Source organism: Paenibacillus sp. strain BS8-2 (assembly GCF_054483835.1).
Genome location: NZ_CM137010.1, coordinates 4,653,584 through 4,671,521 on the forward strand (window position 1 = coordinate 4,653,584; position 17,938 = coordinate 4,671,521).

Here is a 17,938-nt window from a genome sequence, read left to right on the forward strand (position 1 = left end):
ATGTAGTCGGTGCATACTTTAATGATGAAAAGGGAGGGCAACATGTCCGAATCGAATCAAGATTATATCATCCTCACGGGCGCAAGGGAAAACAACTTAAAGAACGTATCCCTTCGGATCCCGAAGAAACAAATCACAATCTTCACAGGTGTATCCGGCTCCGGCAAATCATCGATCGTATTCGATACGATAGCAGCCGAATCCACACGATTATTGAATGAGAATTTCAGCATGTTCGTCCGGACGTTCCTTCCGCGAGTTCCACAGCCGGATACGGATTCAATTGAAAACCTAAGCATGGCGGTTATTGTGGATCAGAAGCGGCTTGGCGGCGGATCTCACTCCACGATGGGGACAATTACCGATATTTCGCCTATATTACGACTGCTCTTCTCCCGTGTGGGGCAACCCCATGTTGGACCTTCCCATGTCTTTTCATTTAATGATCCACAAGGCATGTGTCCGGAATGTAACGGAATCGGTCGCCGTCTTGGCGTCAATATGAGCAAAGCGGTGGATAAAAGCAAATCGCTGAACGAAGGCGCCCTTATGCTCCCGGATTTTGGTCCAGGCGGCTGGGAATTTAATATGATTATGCAATCCGGTTCCTTTGATCCCGATAAGAAGCTAAGCGATTATTCGGCCGAAGAGCTGGAACTGCTGCTGTATGGCAAGGCGAGAAAGGTTCAAGTGGATTTTGCCGGCAAAACCATGAACATTACCGTCGAAGGCATGCTTGAGAAATTCACCAACAAATATATCAAACAAGATGTCAAAACAAAGTCAGAACGCACGCAAAAGTTAGTTGCGCCGTACATTTCCGAAGGGCCTTGTACAAGCTGCCATGGAGCCAGACTTAGTCAGTCTACGTTAAGCTGCAAGATCAACGGGCTTAACATTGCCGATATGTCTTCGATGGAGGTTGGCAATCTCATACGAGTTGTGAAAGAAATCAATGACCCGGTTGCTGCTCCAATCGTGAAGTCGTTGGCGGAGCGCTTGCAGCATCTGGTCGACATTGGTCTCGACTACTTGACGCTGGATCGGGAAACGGATACGTTGTCAGGCGGAGAGTCGCAGCGCGTCAAGATGGTGAAACATCTGAGCGGCAGCTTGGTGGATGTGACGTACATTTTCGATGAACCGAGCGTAGGTCTTCATCCTCGCGATGTACATCGGCTTAACGAGTTGCTGAAGAAGCTGCGAGACAAAGGCAATACCGTCATCGTGGTTGAACATGATCCCGATGTCATCAAGGTCGCTGATCATATTGTCGATGTTGGCCCTCATGCGGGCAGCCGTGGTGGCAATATTGTGTATGAAGGCAGCTTCCCAGGCTTGCTGGAATCGGGTACATTGACTGGTGCGCATATGAAACGACCGCTCGAGCTGAAAAGCGATTGCAGGAAACCAACGGGCAAGCTGTCCGTGAACAATGCCACTCTTCATAATTTACAAGATGTGAGCGTTGATATTCCTACAGGCGTGATGACTGTCGTCACGGGCGTTGCTGGCTCGGGAAAAAGCACGCTTATTAATGAAGTTTTCCTCAGCCAGCATCAAGATGCAATCGTCATCGACCAATCGGCTGTCGGCGTTTCGACTCGTTCCAATCCTGCGACCTACACGGGTATCATGGATGATGTTCGTAAGGCATTCGCTTCTGCCAACAAAGTCAACCAAGGTTTGTTCAGCTTTAATTCCAAGGGTGCCTGCGAGAACTGCCAAGGACTTGGCGTTACCTATATGGATCTCTCCTTCCTCGACAGCGTCAAGCTTCCATGTGATGTTTGCGGAGGCAAACGGTTTAAGGAAGAGGTGCTGGCCTATACGCTGAACGGCAAGAACATTGCCGAAGTACTGGAGATGACCGTTGAGAAGGCGCTTGAATTCTTTACGATCAAAGAGGTTGTTCGCAAGCTGCAGGCTATGAGCGATGTCGGACTCACCTATATTACACTGGGTCAACCGCTGAGCACGTTATCCGGCGGCGAATGCCAACGGATCAAGTTAGCGAGTGAACTCCACAAGAACGGCAGTATTTATGTAATGGATGAACCGACAACTGGTTTGCACATGTCCGACATTAACCAGCTGATGGGGATTATGAATCGGCTCGTCGACACGGGCAACACGGTAATCGTCATCGAACATAATATTGACGTCATCAGTCAAGCCGATTGGATTATCGATATGGGACCGAGCGGAGGCAGCAGAGGCGGACAGGTCGTATTCGAAGGTACGCCGGAAGGTATTGTACAAGCGGAACGTTCGATTACAGGCAAATATTTGGCAGGTTAACTAAGGGGAGAAAATCGGATGAGTTTCTTTGGGGACTTCTTGAAGATGTTCAAGAAAAAAGAGATCACGTTTGTCGAAAGCATCCAAGAGTCGGAGGATGTATATTCGTTTTTATTCAAAAAAGATGGGGATGTAAGCTGGAACGCTGGTCAACATGGCTTGTTCCGGATTGCCCATAAAAAGGTCAAAAATCCGCTCAAGCCGTTCAGCGTGGCTTCCGCTCCTTCGGAAAACATCATTAGACTTACCATGCGTATCGGTCATCAACCAAGCGAGTATAAACAAGCGATGTTGGAACTGACGCCAGGCATGAAAGTCAATATGACGGGACCGGTCGGCGGGTTCCAGCTTCAAGAACACACGCCTTCTGTCTTTATCGCAGGGGGGATCGGTATCACGCCTTTCCGTGCAATGTTGAAGCAGGTGGAATCACAGGGGAAACGGGACATGAAACCGATCCATCTGTTATATTTGGACAGCAAGCAGAACTATCTATATAAAGAAGAACTCGACGCGATTGCCGCACACCCATCTATTAGCGTTGCTTATCTGGAATCACGAGAAGAGCTTCAGCGTGAATTGGATGGAGTAACCGGACAGTATAAGAACGATGCTGTATATTATATCGCGGGACCAAAGGCAATGGTTACTTCGTTTGCCGATCTCGTTCAAAAGAATGGAATTACGAAGGGGCAGATTAAAAAGGATGCTTTCTTCGGATATTAAAACAATCTCAGTCAAGAGAGGCCGCCGTATCAAGAGGCCACTGAAAAAGTTCTTTAATTAAAAACAAGGTGTTCTTCCACATATAAGAGGAAGAGCATCTTGTTTTCTTGTATAATAGGGGTAACCAAAACAGGCGGTGACCCAGATGATTTCAAATCAACAAAGCTTAAATCTTAGTCCATATATGGGCATATACGATATCGTTGTCCCAAAAGACAATATGCTCCGACAGATTAATGACCTTGTCGATTTCTCTTTTATTCATGAAGAGTTAGAAGTGAATTATTGCTTAGACAATGGTCGAAATGCTGTTCCCCCTATTCGGATGTTTAAATATTTGTTATTGAAATCCATCTTTGATTTTTCAGATGTAGATGTCGTAGAGCGTTCGAAATATGACATGTCCTTTAAATATTTTCTGGATATGGCCCCGGAAGACGCGGTTATCAATCCCAGTTCATTAACGAAGTTTCGCAAGCTACGCTTGAAAGACATTAATCTGCTCGACATGCTAATTCAGAAAACAGTGGAAATCGCTCTGGAGAAGGAACTCATTAAAAGCAAATCAATCATCGTAGACGCGACACACACAAAAGCAAGATATAATCAGCAATCGCCGAAGGAATTCCTAATAGAAAAATCAAAATTACTTCGCAAAGCTGTCTACCAAATCGACGAATCGATGAAAGAGAAATTCCCGCCCAAAACAACGACAAACGACATAGCCGATGAGTTGGCGTATTGTCAAAAAGTGATTGAGGCTGTTGAAAAGGAAGAAGCCATCAGCCACTATCCAAAGGTTCAAGAAAAGTTGAACTACTTGAAAGAAATCGTAGCGGATCACAATGAACAACTGCAACGCTCAAACGACACGGATGCACGTGTAGGACACAAAACAGCGGACTCCTCTTTCTTTGGTTACAAAACACATATCGCCATGAACGAGGAGCGAATCATTACTGCTGCGATCATCACGACAGGCGAAAAGAACGATGGAAAGCAATTACAAACGTTAATTGAGAAAAGTATCGAAACGGGGATGGAGATTGATACTGTAATTGGGGACACCGCTTATTCAGAAAAGGATAATATTCAGTATGCCAATGAAAACGAACTTAAATTGGTATCCAAATTAAACCCTATGATCTCAGATGGCGCTCGTCGTAAAGAGGACGAATTTGATTTCAATAAGGATGCAGGCATGTACGTGTGCAAAGCAGGACACCTGGCCATTCGCAAGGCAAGAACAGGTACAAAAAATGTAGCAAAAAACCAAGTCAATACTTTTTATTTTGATATAAGCAAATGCCAGCAATGTCCCTTCAAAGAAGGCTGCTATAAAGAAGGAGCAAAGACAAAGACCTATTCGGTTAGCATTAAATCAGCCGAACACAGTGGTCAAAAGCTCTTTCAGGAAAGTGACTATTTCAAGGAAAAAGCAAAAGAACGCTATAAAATTGAAGCAAAGAATAGTGAACTGAAACATAGACACGGGTATGATGTAGCTGAGACCTCGGGTCTATTAGGTATGGAAATGCAAGGTGCAGTCGCGATATTCACAGTCAATGTGAAGCGAATATTGAAGTTAATGAAGTGAAATAGAATTGGCATACCAAAGAAACAAAGGCTAATTCTCATTCATAACGAATGGAATTAGCCTTTGTTTTGTGTAGTGCCATACTTGAGCATGTATAAGCCACAGATTTTCAGTGGCCTCCCGTATCAATCGGCGGTCTCTTTGTATGTGGACCGTTATTTTCATTCGTGAAACCTCCTCGATCATCAAAGAGTATGAATAACGGACAGATTGTAAATGAGGTGAACTAGCGTGACTACAAGTAACGAGACCGTTGATTATTTAAAGATGGAATTAATGATGATCGAGCAATGGGAGAAGGAGCAGAAGGATATCTTCTTCTGGGAGAAGCTTGGTCGTTTGCCTTTTATGTTATTGGACAGGATTACACCTAAGTTTGTTCAGGACAAAATTGGCACAGCGTTGGACGAGCTCGGCAGTTACCTTCAGAATGGCGGAAGATATCTGATCAGCAAAGAACAGATGTATCGTAAATTTTATCCGGAAGAACAATGGGACGCAGCCTCAGGAATGAGTCAGATAAGCAGCTTGCCGCTTGCCCGAATGGACGAAGTTGCCGATCGTATCGCTTTATCCAGCAGTCATACGGCCACAGTCCAAGGAGCGACCACGGGAATCGGCGGGATCTTCACGCTTGCGATCGATATTCCGTTATTATTAGGTATATCGCTTAAAGCGTTGCAGGAAATTGCCGTTAGTTACGGATATGATCCGGATGAGAAAGCAGAGCGGATCTTTATCGTCAAATGCTTGCAATTCTCATCCTCTGACATCGTTGGCAAAAAAGCGATATTAGAGGAGCTTGCCGCTTTTCAATCTAAGGAAAGAAGCGGGCAGGTTATGTCACAGCTGCAGGGATGGCGTGAGGTTATGATGACCTATCGAGACAATTTCGGATGGAAAAAGCTGTTTCAGATGATTCCAATCGCTGGTATGCTTTTCGGGGCATTCTTAAATCGATCGACGCTCCAAGATGTAACGGAAGCGGGCAAAATGATGTACCGAAAACGTAGAATTCACGAACGGATAGCCGCTGCAACGATGAAATAGAACGAAGATGGAGGTATACACATGGAAGAATTTGCACCATTCTTGGATAAAATCGACAATACTACGCATCGGGAACGATTAGAAGAGGTTTTTGCTTGGATCTTGGAAAGCTTCCCGACATTAAGATGTAAGTTGGCATGGAATCAGCCGATGTTTACCGACCATGAAACGTTTATTATCGGATTTAGCGCAGCGCAAAAGCATATGTCGGTTGCTCCAGAGAAGATTACGATGAGCCAGTTCTCCGAAGAAATTGCACAATCAGGCTATGATGCTACCAAAGAGCTTATTCGGATCCCGTGGAAGGAAGAATTGGATTATGAACTGCTAAGGAAATTGATCCAGTTTAATATCGAGGATAAAGCCGATTGTACGACCTTTTGGCGCAAATAACGGCTTAGCATATTCCGAAACACAAAAGGGAATACTAAGATGAAGTATGTTTAGAAGGATGTCATAATTATTTCATTTTTTCTTCATGTAAGTTGTGAAGATAGATGATATTATTTATATCAAGCAGTACATAATAATAATTATTGACTGCTAATTGATCTCAATTAAAAAAACATAAAACTCAGGAGGAAACCAACTATGTCTCTGATTGGATCCGAAGTAAAACCGTTTAAAGCAACAGCTTACCAAACTGGCAAGTTCATCGATGTTTCTGAAGAAAGCTTCAAAGGCAAGTGGAGCGTAGTATGCTTCTACCCAGCTGACTTCACATTTGTCTGCCCAACAGAACTGGGTGACCTACAAGACCAATATGAAACGCTGAAAAACCTCGGCGTTGAAGTATATTCCGTATCGACGGACACACACTTCACACACAAAGCTTGGCATGACAGCTCCGAGACAATCGGCAAAATCACGTACCTGATGATCGGTGACCCTACGCACACGATTTCCCGTAACTTCGACGTTCTGATCGAAGCTGACGGCATGGCTGACCGCGGTACTTTCATCATCGATCCAGACGGCGTAATTCAAACCGTTGAAATTACGGCTGGCGGTATCGGCCGCGATGCTAGCGCACTGGTTAACAAGATCAAAGCTGCTCAATACGTTCGCAATAATCCAGGCGAAGTTTGCCCAGCAAAATGGCAAGAAGGTTCGACTACACTTAAGCCAAGCCTTGATCTTGTTGGCAAGATCTAAGGAGGGCATGACAGGTGTTGGATTCTGATATCAAGCAACAATTAGTCCAATACCTTCAGCTTTTGGAGAGTGACCTGCTGATCAAATATAGCGCAGATTCTGACTCCGCATCAAAGGACATGCTGGCTTTCTTGGAAGAGCTAGCCGGCATGTCTTCCCGAATTTCACTTGAACAAGCTGGGCTGGCGAGAACGCCGAGCTTTAGTGTCAATCGGGCTGGCGGAGCGGACTCAGGCGTTGTATTCGCAGGTCTTCCTCTTGGGCATGAGTTCACATCGCTTGTCTTGGCATTGCTCCAGGTCAGCGGTCGAGCTCCGAAGGTAGATCAAAGTGTAATCGATCAAATTAAAGGCATCAACGGCACTTATGTGTTTGAATCCTATATTAGTCTTAGCTGCCACAACTGTCCCGATGTCGTTCAAGCGCTAAACCTGATGAGTGTTCTTAACTCCGGTATTACCCACACGATGATTGACGGTGGCGTATTCAAGGAGGAAGTTGAGAGCAAAGACATCATGGCTGTGCCGTCTGTATTCCTTAACGGTGAATTCTTCGGCAGCGGTCGGATGACGATCGAAGAGATCGTATCCAAGATCGTCGCAGCTCCGGATTCGTCTGAATTTTCGAACAAAGAACCATTTGATGTTCTCGTCATTGGCGGAGGTCCGGCTGGAGCAAGTTCCGCGATCTATGCGGCGCGCAAAGGCATTCGTACAGGCATAGTAGCGGAGCGATTCGGCGGTCAAGTCATGGACACGGTCGGGATTGAGAATTTTATCGGCATGAAGTATACCGAGGGTACGAAACTCGCTGCAAGCTTGGAAGAACATGTCAAAGAGTATAACGTCGATATCATGAAGCTCCAACGCGCTACTCGCCTGGAGAAAAAGGATCTAATCGAAGTTGAGCTCGAGAATGGCGCCGTGCTGAGGAGCAAAACCGTTATCCTATCGACAGGTGCTCGTTATCGCAATGTCGGTGTTCCTGGTGAAGCAGAATACAAGAATAAAGGCGTTGCATATTGCCCTCACTGTGATGGTCCGTTATTCGCAGGCAAACGGGTTGCGGTAATCGGCGGAGGCAATTCCGGCGTAGAAGCTGCAATCGATCTCGCGGGTATTACGAAACATGTGACGGTGCTAGAATATAATGCGGAGCTGAAAGCGGACTCTGTCCTGCAAGACCGCTTATACAGCCTGCCTAATGTGACGGTCTTGACGAACGCGCAAACGAAGGAGATTACCGGTACCGACAAGGTGAACGGTGTTTCCTACACGGATCTCGAATCCGGAGAAGTGAAGCATGTTGAGCTGGAAGGCATATTCGTGCAGATTGGTCTTGTACCAAACACCGAATGGCTGCGCGGCACGCTTGAGCTCACATCTTCTGGCGAGATTATCGTCGATCACCACGGCGCAACCAGCATTCCTGGCGTGTTCGCAGCAGGTGACTGCACGAACAGTCCATTCAAACAAATTATTATTTCGATGGGTTCCGGCGCGACAGCTGCTCTCGGCGCGTTTGATTACCTCATTCGGAATTAAGTATAATCGTAGAAGAAGCCACCGGAGAACGGTGGCTTCTTTGGGTTCGTTCATTGCTTGATGCGCCGGATCAGAAGTATCTTCCTAGACATGCTCTCCATAATCTTGTAATCTTTAACGATATGGAAAACAAAGTGGAGGTGCTTAACTTTGGCGAAAGATATACGTTCCCGAATTGAAATCGATCCTATCAACTGTGAGAAAGAACTGACCCTTGCATTAATAGGAGGAAAGTGGAAACTTATTATCCTCTGGCATCTGGGTATCGACGGTACAAAACGGTTCAGCGAGCTTCAAAAGCTCATTCCCCATATTACGCAAAAGATTCTGACAAACCAGCTCCGCGAGCTGGAAGAAGATCAGCTTGTCGAAAGGACCGTCTATCCGGTCGTTCCGCCAAAGGTCGAATATAAGCTGACACTACATGGGGAAAGCCTGGTCCCGATCTTGAAGCTTATGTACAACTGGGGCAAACATTATGGCGAAGAGGTGCTTGGGAGAAACACGGATTCGAATCCAGATCGAACGCTAGAATAACGGCAGACTCCGCATGGAGTCTGCTTTTTTGCGCAACCACAGTTTCCTGCAGGATACGGACTTACTTGAAAGTGCGTACTTCCCTAAATGTCAGTATCACCCTATGATGAAGTCATCGAGCTTTAGACCCACTATTTAAAAAGGAGAGATTCAACCTATGGAACTGCAATTGGCGCTAGACCTTGTGAACATCTCAGAGGCAAAAGAACTTGTAAAAGAGGTTGCCCCTTATATCGATATAATCGAGATCGGTACTCCTGTAGTCATTAACGAAGGACTGCGCGCAGTCAAAGAAATAAAAAACGAATTCCCGACGCTGAAAGTATTGGCCGATCTGAAAATTATGGATGCAGGCGGTTATGAAGTTATGAAAGCTTCCGAAGCCGGTGCGGATATTATTACTGTTCTTGGTGTATCCGACGACTCCACGATAAAAGGAGCCGTTGACGAGGCGCGCAAGCAAAACAAAAAGATTATGGTCGACATGATTAATGTCAAAGATATTGCAACCCGTGCGGCAGAGATTGACGAACTTGGCGTAGACTATATCTGTGTTCATTCCGGTTATGACCATCAGGCAGCTGGGAAAAACTCTTTCGAGGACCTGGCAACGATCAAACGTGTGGTCAAACAGGCGAAAACAGCAATAGCCGGCGGCATCAAGCTTCAAACACTGCCTGAAGTCATCAGCGCACAGCCTGATCTGGTCATTGTTGGAGGCGGCATTACGGGTGTAGAAGACAAGCAGGCTGTCGCAGCTCAAATGCAACAGATGATTAAACAAGGTTAACACGAATGAGTATGCTGACATTTTCATCGTCTATCCTCCAGGAGCTTGAACAAACGCTTCAAGCGGTCCGCTCGGTCGAAGTCGATGCGCTTACCAAGCAGATAACGGAAGCGGACAAGATCTTTGTAGCCGGTGCCGGACGATCGGGGCTGATGATGCGGGCATTCGCCATGCGACTCATGCATATGGGATTCCGCGCTTATGTTGTTGGCGAGACGATTACACCAGGCATCTCCGAAGAAGATCTGCTTCTGATCGGTTCAGGCTCCGGGGAAACCAAAACCTTGGTAAGCATGGCTGCTAAAGCCCAAAGCATCGGGGCTGCCGTGGGCGTTGTAACCATTGTGCCGGAATCAACCTTAGGTCGGCTGGCTGATTCCATCGTGCAAATTCCAGCTGTGACAAAAGACAGCGCGTCTGGCAGCTCGAGTCAGCCCATGGGCACGTTGTTTGAACAATGCCTTCTACTACTGTTGGATGCGATCGTGCTCGACCTGATGGAGAGCAAGAAGCTTCAAGGCACAGCGATGTACAGCAATCATGCGAATCTAGAATAGTAATCCCGAATATGAACACGGTATCTGTTCCCAAGTGGGAAAGGATACCGTGTTCTATTGGAGTTATCCAAAGAGAGCCGCGTAGGAGTTACAATCGTGGTGACTCCTATTTTTTGCTCGTTCTAACGGCTAGAATGGATTTATATTAGCCAGACTATTGACTTGGAGTTAACTCCAAGTAGTACAATTCTATTAAGGTTAATGTGAGGTATCGCATCGTCATTGACGCCTCAACCAAATAAATGCGAGGTGAACAAAATGACAATGACAATAGCTGAAGTAAGCGAAAAATTTAAGGTTTCACAGGACACACTTCGCTATTATGAACGTATCGGGCTGATTCCCCGCGTGAACCGCAACAAGAGCGGTTTCAGACATTATACGGAAGAAGATTGCAAATGGGTCGATTTTATCATCTGTATGCGGCAGAATGCCGGTCTTCCTGTAGAGACTCTGATGGAGTACGTGAGTCTCTTCCAACAAGGCAATGAAACGCTTGAAGCAAGAAAAGAGCTGCTTATTGAGCAACGCGATATACTGAGTGTTAGAATTAAAGAGATGGCGAATACATTGAACCGTTTGGAAAATAAAATAAATAGGTACGAACAGACAATTGTTACCAAAGAGAAAACGCTGAGTATGACTTAGACAAGCATCTATACGTTATGCATGCTATTAATAGAAAGTAGGGACGAACATGGAATATGTAAAATTGGGGAATACAGGATTGGATGTTTCTCGTCTTTGTCTTGGGTGTATGAGCTTTGGTGTTGCCGAACGGTGGACGCATCCATGGGTGCTGAATGAAGAAAACAGTCGTCCCATCATCAAGAGAGCGCTGGATCTGGGTATTAATTTCTTTGATACGGCTAACATTTATTCGGTTGGTTCAAGTGAAGAAATTGTCGGACGAGCACTCAAGGATTACGCAAACCGTGATGAAGTCGTTATTGCAACAAAAGTTCATTTCCGCATGCATGAGGGACCTAACGGCGCAGGACTTTCGCGCAAAGCCATTATGAGTCAAATCGATCAAAGCTTACAGCGTTTAGGTACAGACTACGTTGACTTGTACCAAATCCATCGCTGGGATTACAATACGCCAATCGAAGAAACGATGGAAGCTTTGCATGATGTCGTGAAAGCTGGGAAAGCAAGATATATTGGCGCGTCTGCCATGTATGCCTGGCAGTTCCAGAAGGCGCTGCATGTAGCGGAGCAGCATGGATGGACCCGCTTTGTAGCGATGCAGAATCATCTTAACCTTATCTATCGCGAAGAAGAGAGAGAAATGATGCCGCTTTGCAAAGAGGAGAAAATCGGCGTCATTCCTTATAGTCCGCTCGCAGCTGGCCGCTTGGCGCGTGAGTGGTCCGAAACCACCTATCGTACTCAAACCGATCAAGCGCAGCAAATGAAATACGGAGCAACGGTAGAGATCGACCGCATCATAGCTGATCGTGTAACCGAAATATCAGCAAACCGCGGCGTACCGCGTGTTCACATCGCACTTGCTTGGTTGCTCCAGAAGGAGCCTGTCGCAGCGCCTATTATTGGAGTGACGAGCATCGCACAACTTGAAGAAGCGATGGGGTCGCTTACGATACGTCTTACGCCGGAAGAAATTAAATCGCTTGAGGAGCTGTATGTTCCACATCGCGTAGTGGGACCGCAATAACTTAAGGAAACTATAGACGATCAAACCGCGAATATCGCGGTTTTTTTGTTTTTTACAACTTTTTCATATAATCCCACGTTTAATACAAGAGAAGGAGGGAGATTATCTAATGATGAGAAAAACTTGGATTTTATGTTTGTTCGCATTATCTGTATTTGCTAGTGTGTTAATACCTGTGGGCCAAATCCATGCTTCAACATCTGATGTTAAGGTTACGCTTCCCACATTTAAAGTGACACTTAATGGTCATACGGTAGAAAATCAATATCGGCAATACCCGCTTCTGGTTTATCGTAATATCACCTATATTCCGATGACTTGGTACGACACTAGGTTGCTTGGATTAGAGGCCATTTGGTCACCGGCAGCCGGCTTAAGTATTCAACAAAGAGAGGTGACTTCTTCGTATGTTGCCGAAAAGTCCGGAAGCCGTAATGCAGCATCGTATACAGCACAAATTGCCAAATCGGCTGTCACGGTCAATGGCAAAGCCATTCATAACGCAAATGAAACATATCCGTTGTTATCCTTCCGTAATGTTACATATTTCCCTCTAACATGGCGGTTCGCACATGACGAATTCGGTTGGGAATATAAGTGGAATGCTGTCAATGGACTAAGTATCGCGTCACATAATTCACGGGTGCAGAATGTGAATCTTCCGGCATTTGCTCTAGAGAATGATGTTACCCTCTTCAAGGGTTATTATTACTTCGTGGAGAAGACATTAACAGTAAACCATATATACCGTGCTCCAGCGAATAAACCTTCCGAAAAGGTTAAGATTTATTCTTATCATCACCCGGATAGCCGGACCGACTCTGATCTCATTGGACCTTTTTCCTTTGAACATCGTGAGAATTCGTTGTGGTTTACCTATCGACTCGGCGGAGGCGTAATGGGGAGCGACTATTTCGTCAAAATCGGCGAAGACGGGAAGGCAAACTTGGTGAACCTTTCAGGATCAGAAAAGGACTTCCGTGAAACACCTTACGGCACGGTAATCATTCATCAAGGCGCTTCAGCATTCGAGGGCGGGAATATGTACATCACACCCCCGGGGAAGGACAATAATAGCAAACGCTTAGGGGATGCAGACGTGAGTTATGGTGTACATGTCAAGATTAATGTAGGAGAGTCTCGTAGTCCTGATCCCTCTACGATTGTCATCGGAGATGAAGTATACGTAATGGCATCACACGGTTACGAGGATCTCAATAACATTTACAAATTGAATCTGAAAACGAATAAAAGTGTAGAGATTATCGGTGAGAGTGTCAGTTGGTTTAAGATAATCGGCCATACACTTTATTATGTGAAAGACGAAAACAACATCTTGTACTCGTCCACGCTAGACGGGAAAAATGAAATAAAGCTGTCCGAACATCAAATATCATGGACTGATCATATTGATGGCAACCTATTCTACACAACTAAGGTAGCAGCCAACAAATTCGAGCTTTACAAGGTTAATCCAAATGGGAAAGATACGCTTGTATTATCGACACCGGTCGCTCATGTACAAGTAATCAACAACCGCCTAGTATGCCAGCCTAGCAGTAACTACGGCATTATATTCGTGGATGAATCGGGGAGCAAATTGCTGGAAGTGGCAGAGCCGATTTCTCGCGTGCTTAAATCCGACGAAGGAGTGTTGCTTCAATCCTCCAGAGATTCATCGATCAAATTCATTCGTTAAACAAAACTTTTACCTGAACTGCTTCCGATAGGCATTCGGCGTCATTCCTGTCAATCTGACGAAACATTTGACAAAATAAGAAAAAGAGCCGAAACCGGTTGCCTCGGCAATCCGCCCCAATACGGAAGTGCAAGGCTTCGAATAGGCGAGTTTCCTTTGATAGGTCATAATTGTAGTAAAAAAAGGTGAAACGCTTGTCCCGCTCATGCGTAATTACTAATGTTGTGCAAATTTTGTAAGCATTCATTGAGGTGATTAGAATAATCCAATCCAACAATTCGATCCGCAACGAATCCTTGCTCCACATCTTGGAATTGCAACACAAAATGATTACGCAAAATATCGCGAATGCCGAAACACCGGGCTACAAGGTAAAAAACGTTGTCTTTGAGGAAGAGCTGGAGAAGATGATTAACGCGGGTAACGGTGATCAATTGGAGCTGAACCGTACGGACAAAAGACATTTGCAGCAGCCTTCGGGATCAGGCGTGATTCCTTACAGGGTTGTAGAACAAGAACATACGACCATGTTCAACAACCGGAATAACGTCGACATCGACAAGGAGATGGCTAGCTTGGCGAAGAACCAGCTTATGTACAATTATATGATCGAACGTGTTAGTGGGCACTACACCAAGTACAAGAACATGTTGAGTAATCTGAAATAGCTTTCTTTCAAAACCGGGAGACGGAAGGGCAGATGCCTTCTATCTCTCGGTTTTTCCTTGTGACTCATTACGATCTCCGTTACAAAGCTCTTGCAAAATATTGTTCGATCTCACTCATGATCGCTTGCCGCCCTTGCGGCGTCCAGCTCATCAATAACCAATTGCTAACATGCCGAACCTGATTATTCACAACCGCGGGTATGATGGGCCAAAAATCGCGAGCTTGCAAATTGTTGTATACACGTTGCACATCGACATGCTCGTTGTAAAGACGGATCCACAAATGATCAGCCTTGAGCTCGGGAATATCCTGAGCAGTCGCTTGCAGTCGCAATAGGTCGCGCGGAACAGCCGGATCGGCTTGCAGTTGAAGCTCCCTATGCAACAGCTCATTAAGCGGGTGACGAACAGTGCCTTGCAGGATAATATGATCCGACATGACCTGAAGCATGGCGATGTTTTGGCCAGCAGCTAGCTTGCGAAGACGAACAGCCGTTTCTGCAGCTATCTGCTCGGAGAGCTGTATGCTGTAAGCCGCTTCCTGCTCACGACCAACTAACTCCGCTAATTGCATCTGGGTGTCTCTCCAGTCAAAGCTGTGCGGAATAATAATCGTAGGTGCAATTTTTTTGAACGTCTCGTGGAACGGCTCATGCGAATAATCGGCGATAATGAGATCCGGCTTGGCTTCCCGTAATTCACTCAAACGCAACAGAACTCTCCGTTCATATTCAAACTCGTCCATACCTGGGTGCCGGTAACAGTCTATGCCCAGAATGGGCTTGAATCCAATAGACTCGAAGTTGTCTCGCCAGTTGAAGCGCGTAGCGATAGCGACTCGAATCATCTCTCTCTTGATATAGAGCGTCGGAGGGATGCCGGTCACCTTCTTGAATACGCGGCTAAAATGAAATTCATTCTTATAACTGACAGCAGCAGCCGCTTCCTTGAGGCTTAATCCGAGTGCCAAATGTTGCTTCGCCTTCTCGATACGAACCTGCTGCAAGTAATCGGTTGGCGTGACGCCTGTCGTTTTTTTGAAGCTGCGGCAATAAGCGCCTGGTGTTAACATGGCTATGCGTGCCAAGGCGTCCCGCGTAATCTTCGAATCGTAGTGTTGTTCCATGTATATCATCGTTTGACTAATTCCGTCGGCTTCTTGTGGTTGTTCCGCCGGTATGCAGGTATTGCACAGCTCCTTCACGAGTTGTATTAACTCCATATCCCAATCGTCAGCTCGGCCATTCGATAACGTATAAGCTGACAACAAGACGGACAATCGATTGCGCCATATCTGACCACCGTCTAAGATCACGGGGATCTCCTCCGGAAACTCCGCAATACTTCGAATGGCAACAGCCTGATAACCTGCTGGGCCAAACGACACCATTGCCGCACGCACCAGCAATTGATAATATTCTACGACTTCATTGTCGATCTCCACATGGAAAGCCACGCCGGCAGGGATGTGGAGGAGTTGATCCGTCGTTACGGACCAATTCCTGTCGCCGACATGAATCCGTCCACTGCCTTTGGTTACATAGAGCAGAGCAGGCACGGGCAATCGAGACTCGGTTAAACCAGAACAAGCAGAACGAGTGAGATATCGAATGGAGGACAACGTATAGAAAGGATGCGCAGCTCGCATACTTGGCATAATCCTGGCAGCTCCTCAAGCTTAGATGTGATAATCGGATATGGAATCGGAGATTTCAAGCTATGGAAATCCGAATAATCCATTGCTATCATCAATAATAACAATTCTCATTTTCAATGAAAAGAGATACTGTTCACCATTTTCGCCAAATTTAACTACTTAACAGGGGGAGCTACACCAATGAAAGCAACATCATCTCTACTGCCGAAGCCATTAAAGAGGCTGTCATGGATCTTAATGATGGCCTTGACCATCACGATCATCGCTGGCTGCGGGGGGCAAAACGGCAATCAAAGCAACCAAAATTCCGGGAAGCAATCTGCGACGGCGGGGGAGACCACACAACCAACCACAACACCTGCAGAACAGCCAGCATCAACTTGGACCGTGGAGCATGAGCTTGGTTCCATCGAATTTAGCGAAGTGCCCAAGAAAATAATCGTACTGGATACGTATCTGCTTGATATTGCGCTAGCTCTTGGCATCGAGCCGATTGGTGTTGCCGAAGAAAGCGCAGGCAAGCAAGAGCTGCCACCATACCTGGAAGAGCATGTAAACTTCGAGCTGAACTGGGTAGGCGCCCGCAGCGAACCGAATCTGGAATTGATGACTGCCTTGGAACCGGATTTGATCATAGCCGACCTGTCGCGTCATCAGAATAGCTACGAAGCACTGGAGAAAATCGCGCCGACACTGGTTGTAACCGGATCAGGCGCTGATGATTGGAAAACGATTATCGCGAAGATGGGTCAAGTGATTCAACAAGAAGACAAAGCAGCTACAGTTGTTGCGGGTTTTGAGCAAAAGCTGCAAGATGGAAAAGAGAAATTGGCAGGTAACGGCATTGAAGTTGTTGCGGCGGTCACCTTGTATCCACAGTCCAAGGTCCGTGTATATACGGCAGACTCCTATACAGGAGCGATTTTGCATGGGTTGGGCTTTAAACTGTCACATGAAGCTGATGGCAAGCCTTACGAAGAATTGAGTGTAGAAGCGCTTAGGGATATGACGCCAAATGCCTATGTACTCCTGCAAAGCCCGCAATACACGGCGGATGTAAAGCCCGAAGAGTATCCGGTATTCGGCAATTTGGAGGTTGTAAAAGCTGGAAACTCCCACACGGTTGGCATGGAGCAATGGGCCTTTTACCGCGGACCGTTGGCTGGAGAAGTCATCATCCGTGAAGCGATCGAAATCTTTGCCAAATGATAAGGAATAGACCATAAAGAACAAATGCGATGCAGGGATGACACCTGTATCGCATTTTGCTATGTATTAATATGTAAATAATACGACGAAAGTATTGAAACTGTTGTATGATGGAAAAAAGACATGACAGGGGAAGGAAATATCCATCATGAAAGCCAGAATCCTTATCGTTGCAATTTGTTTCTTATTAACAGGATGTGTATCCAAAGAATACCAGGTCCAAATGGCCGCTGGAGAGCAAGCCTTATCTGAACGGAATTATGAAGAAGCAGCAAGAGCATACTCCACAGCACTTGAAGCGGGCCCTCCAGATCGAGAAGCGGAAAAGAAACTATTAGAGATTGATAAGCTGAAGCTTGAAGGAGAAGTACAGGAGACTCTAGATGCAGGAAAACAAGCATACCAGGGCAAACGTTACGAGCTTGCGATCTCTACATTAAGTGATATCCTGGCGAAACATGAAGGCAATTTCGACGTCAGACCGCTCATCGTCGAAACCAAGCTGACCTTGGCCCAAGTTACCTTCGATTTCCGGCTATCATCAGGCAAACAACATCTCGAGGACGGACGTTACCAAGACGCGATTCAATCCTTTAATCTTGCCTTGCAACAACGGCCTTACGACAAAGTAATCAAAGGATTGAAACAAACAGCGGTACTAAAACAAAAAGAGCTGACCAGAGATTCTGTTAGGTTGCATCATTGGACGCGTAGATTAGATGCGCTGGAATAATTCCACTCTCGCTTTCGTGTTGAGATATAAACAAAAT

Annotated in this window: 18 protein-coding genes; 16 read left to right on the top strand and 2 right to left on the bottom strand. The window is 45.9% G+C overall.

From position 1 onward, the window contains the following. The first annotated feature begins 42 nt into the window (after window positions 1-42). From ACX1C1_RS20145 to ACX1C1_RS20205, 13 genes are all read left to right on the top strand, one after another. Complete coding sequence (locus tag ACX1C1_RS20145; protein WP_458953946.1) at window positions 43-2,301, top strand: ATP-binding cassette domain-containing protein; 2,259 nt, start codon at window positions 43-45, stop codon at window positions 2,299-2,301. A gap of 18 nt (window positions 2,302-2,319) precedes the next feature. Next, window positions 2,320-3,027, top strand: coding sequence for an FAD-dependent oxidoreductase (locus ACX1C1_RS20150; protein ID WP_458953947.1), 708 nt, complete (start codon window positions 2,320-2,322; stop codon window positions 3,025-3,027). 145 nt (window positions 3,028-3,172) lie between these two features. Beyond that, window positions 3,173-4,624, top strand: a complete 1,452-nt coding sequence (locus ACX1C1_RS20155; protein WP_458953948.1) for an IS1182 family transposase — start codon at window positions 3,173-3,175, stop codon at window positions 4,622-4,624. 267 nt (window positions 4,625-4,891) lie between these two features. Next, entirely contained in the window at window positions 4,892-5,674 is a 783-nt protein-coding gene (locus ACX1C1_RS20160) for an EcsC family protein (RefSeq protein WP_458957742.1), read from the top strand. Between the two features lie 21 nt (window positions 5,675-5,695). Further along, complete coding sequence (locus tag ACX1C1_RS20165; protein WP_458953949.1) at window positions 5,696-6,067, top strand: iron chaperone; 372 nt, start codon at window positions 5,696-5,698, stop codon at window positions 6,065-6,067. Window positions 6,068-6,265: 198 nt separating this feature from the next. After that, a complete protein-coding gene (ahpC, locus tag ACX1C1_RS20170) occupies window positions 6,266-6,829 on the top strand; it encodes an alkyl hydroperoxide reductase subunit C (protein ID WP_458953950.1) in 564 nt (187 codons plus the stop codon). A gap of 14 nt (window positions 6,830-6,843) precedes the next feature. Next, window positions 6,844-8,373 (top strand): alkyl hydroperoxide reductase subunit F, encoded by a 1,530-nt coding sequence (gene ahpF / locus ACX1C1_RS20175; protein ID WP_458953951.1) that lies wholly within the window; start codon window positions 6,844-6,846, stop codon window positions 8,371-8,373. Window positions 8,374-8,523: 150 nt separating this feature from the next. Beyond that, window positions 8,524-8,910, top strand: a complete 387-nt coding sequence (locus ACX1C1_RS20180) for a winged helix-turn-helix transcriptional regulator (protein WP_458953952.1) — start codon at window positions 8,524-8,526, stop codon at window positions 8,908-8,910. Window positions 8,911-9,067: 157 nt separating this feature from the next. Beyond that, a complete protein-coding gene (hxlA, locus tag ACX1C1_RS20185; RefSeq protein WP_458953953.1) occupies window positions 9,068-9,700 on the top strand; it encodes a 3-hexulose-6-phosphate synthase in 633 nt (210 codons plus the stop codon). 5 nt (window positions 9,701-9,705) lie between these two features. Beyond that, entirely contained in the window at window positions 9,706-10,257 is a 552-nt protein-coding gene (hxlB, locus tag ACX1C1_RS20190) for a 6-phospho-3-hexuloisomerase (protein ID WP_458953954.1), read from the top strand. Window positions 10,258-10,515: 258 nt separating this feature from the next. Then, window positions 10,516-10,905: a MerR family transcriptional regulator gene (locus ACX1C1_RS20195; protein WP_458953955.1), complete on the top strand. Its 390-nt coding sequence runs from the start codon at window positions 10,516-10,518 to the stop codon at window positions 10,903-10,905. Window positions 10,906-10,954: 49 nt separating this feature from the next. Continuing rightward, a complete protein-coding gene (locus ACX1C1_RS20200) occupies window positions 10,955-11,935 on the top strand; it encodes an aldo/keto reductase (RefSeq protein WP_458953956.1) in 981 nt (326 codons plus the stop codon). Between the two features lie 109 nt (window positions 11,936-12,044). Continuing rightward, window positions 12,045-13,634, top strand: a complete 1,590-nt coding sequence (locus tag ACX1C1_RS20205; protein ID WP_458953957.1) for a DUF5050 domain-containing protein — start codon at window positions 12,045-12,047, stop codon at window positions 13,632-13,634. Window positions 13,635-13,643: 9 nt separating this feature from the next. Here the strand turns inward: ACX1C1_RS20205 and ACX1C1_RS20210 are convergent, their stop codons facing one another. Next, window positions 13,644-13,841: a helix-turn-helix domain-containing protein gene (locus tag ACX1C1_RS20210; protein WP_458953958.1), complete on the bottom strand. Its 198-nt coding sequence runs from the start codon at window positions 13,839-13,841 to the stop codon at window positions 13,644-13,646. 44 nt (window positions 13,842-13,885) lie between these two features. Here ACX1C1_RS20210 and flgB point away from each other — a divergent pair, with 44 nt between their 5' ends. After that, window positions 13,886-14,302, top strand: coding sequence for a flagellar basal body rod protein FlgB (gene flgB / locus ACX1C1_RS20215; RefSeq protein WP_458953959.1), 417 nt, complete (start codon window positions 13,886-13,888; stop codon window positions 14,300-14,302). A gap of 79 nt (window positions 14,303-14,381) precedes the next feature. On the opposite strand, the gene ACX1C1_RS20220 is transcribed toward flgB, so the two are convergent. After that, window positions 14,382-15,959 (bottom strand): helix-turn-helix domain-containing protein, encoded by a 1,578-nt coding sequence (locus tag ACX1C1_RS20220; protein ID WP_458953960.1) that lies wholly within the window; start codon window positions 15,957-15,959, stop codon window positions 14,382-14,384. A 180-nt stretch (window positions 15,960-16,139) separates the two neighbouring features. Here ACX1C1_RS20220 and ACX1C1_RS20225 point away from each other — a divergent pair, with 180 nt between their 5' ends. Together ACX1C1_RS20225 and ACX1C1_RS20230 are read left to right on the top strand one after the other, a co-directional pair. After that, complete coding sequence (locus ACX1C1_RS20225) at window positions 16,140-17,168, top strand: ABC transporter substrate-binding protein (protein WP_458953961.1); 1,029 nt, start codon at window positions 16,140-16,142, stop codon at window positions 17,166-17,168. Window positions 17,169-17,316: 148 nt separating this feature from the next. After that, window positions 17,317-17,901: a tetratricopeptide repeat protein gene (locus tag ACX1C1_RS20230; RefSeq protein ID WP_458953962.1), complete on the top strand. Its 585-nt coding sequence runs from the start codon at window positions 17,317-17,319 to the stop codon at window positions 17,899-17,901. Window positions 17,902-17,938 lie beyond the last annotated feature (37 nt).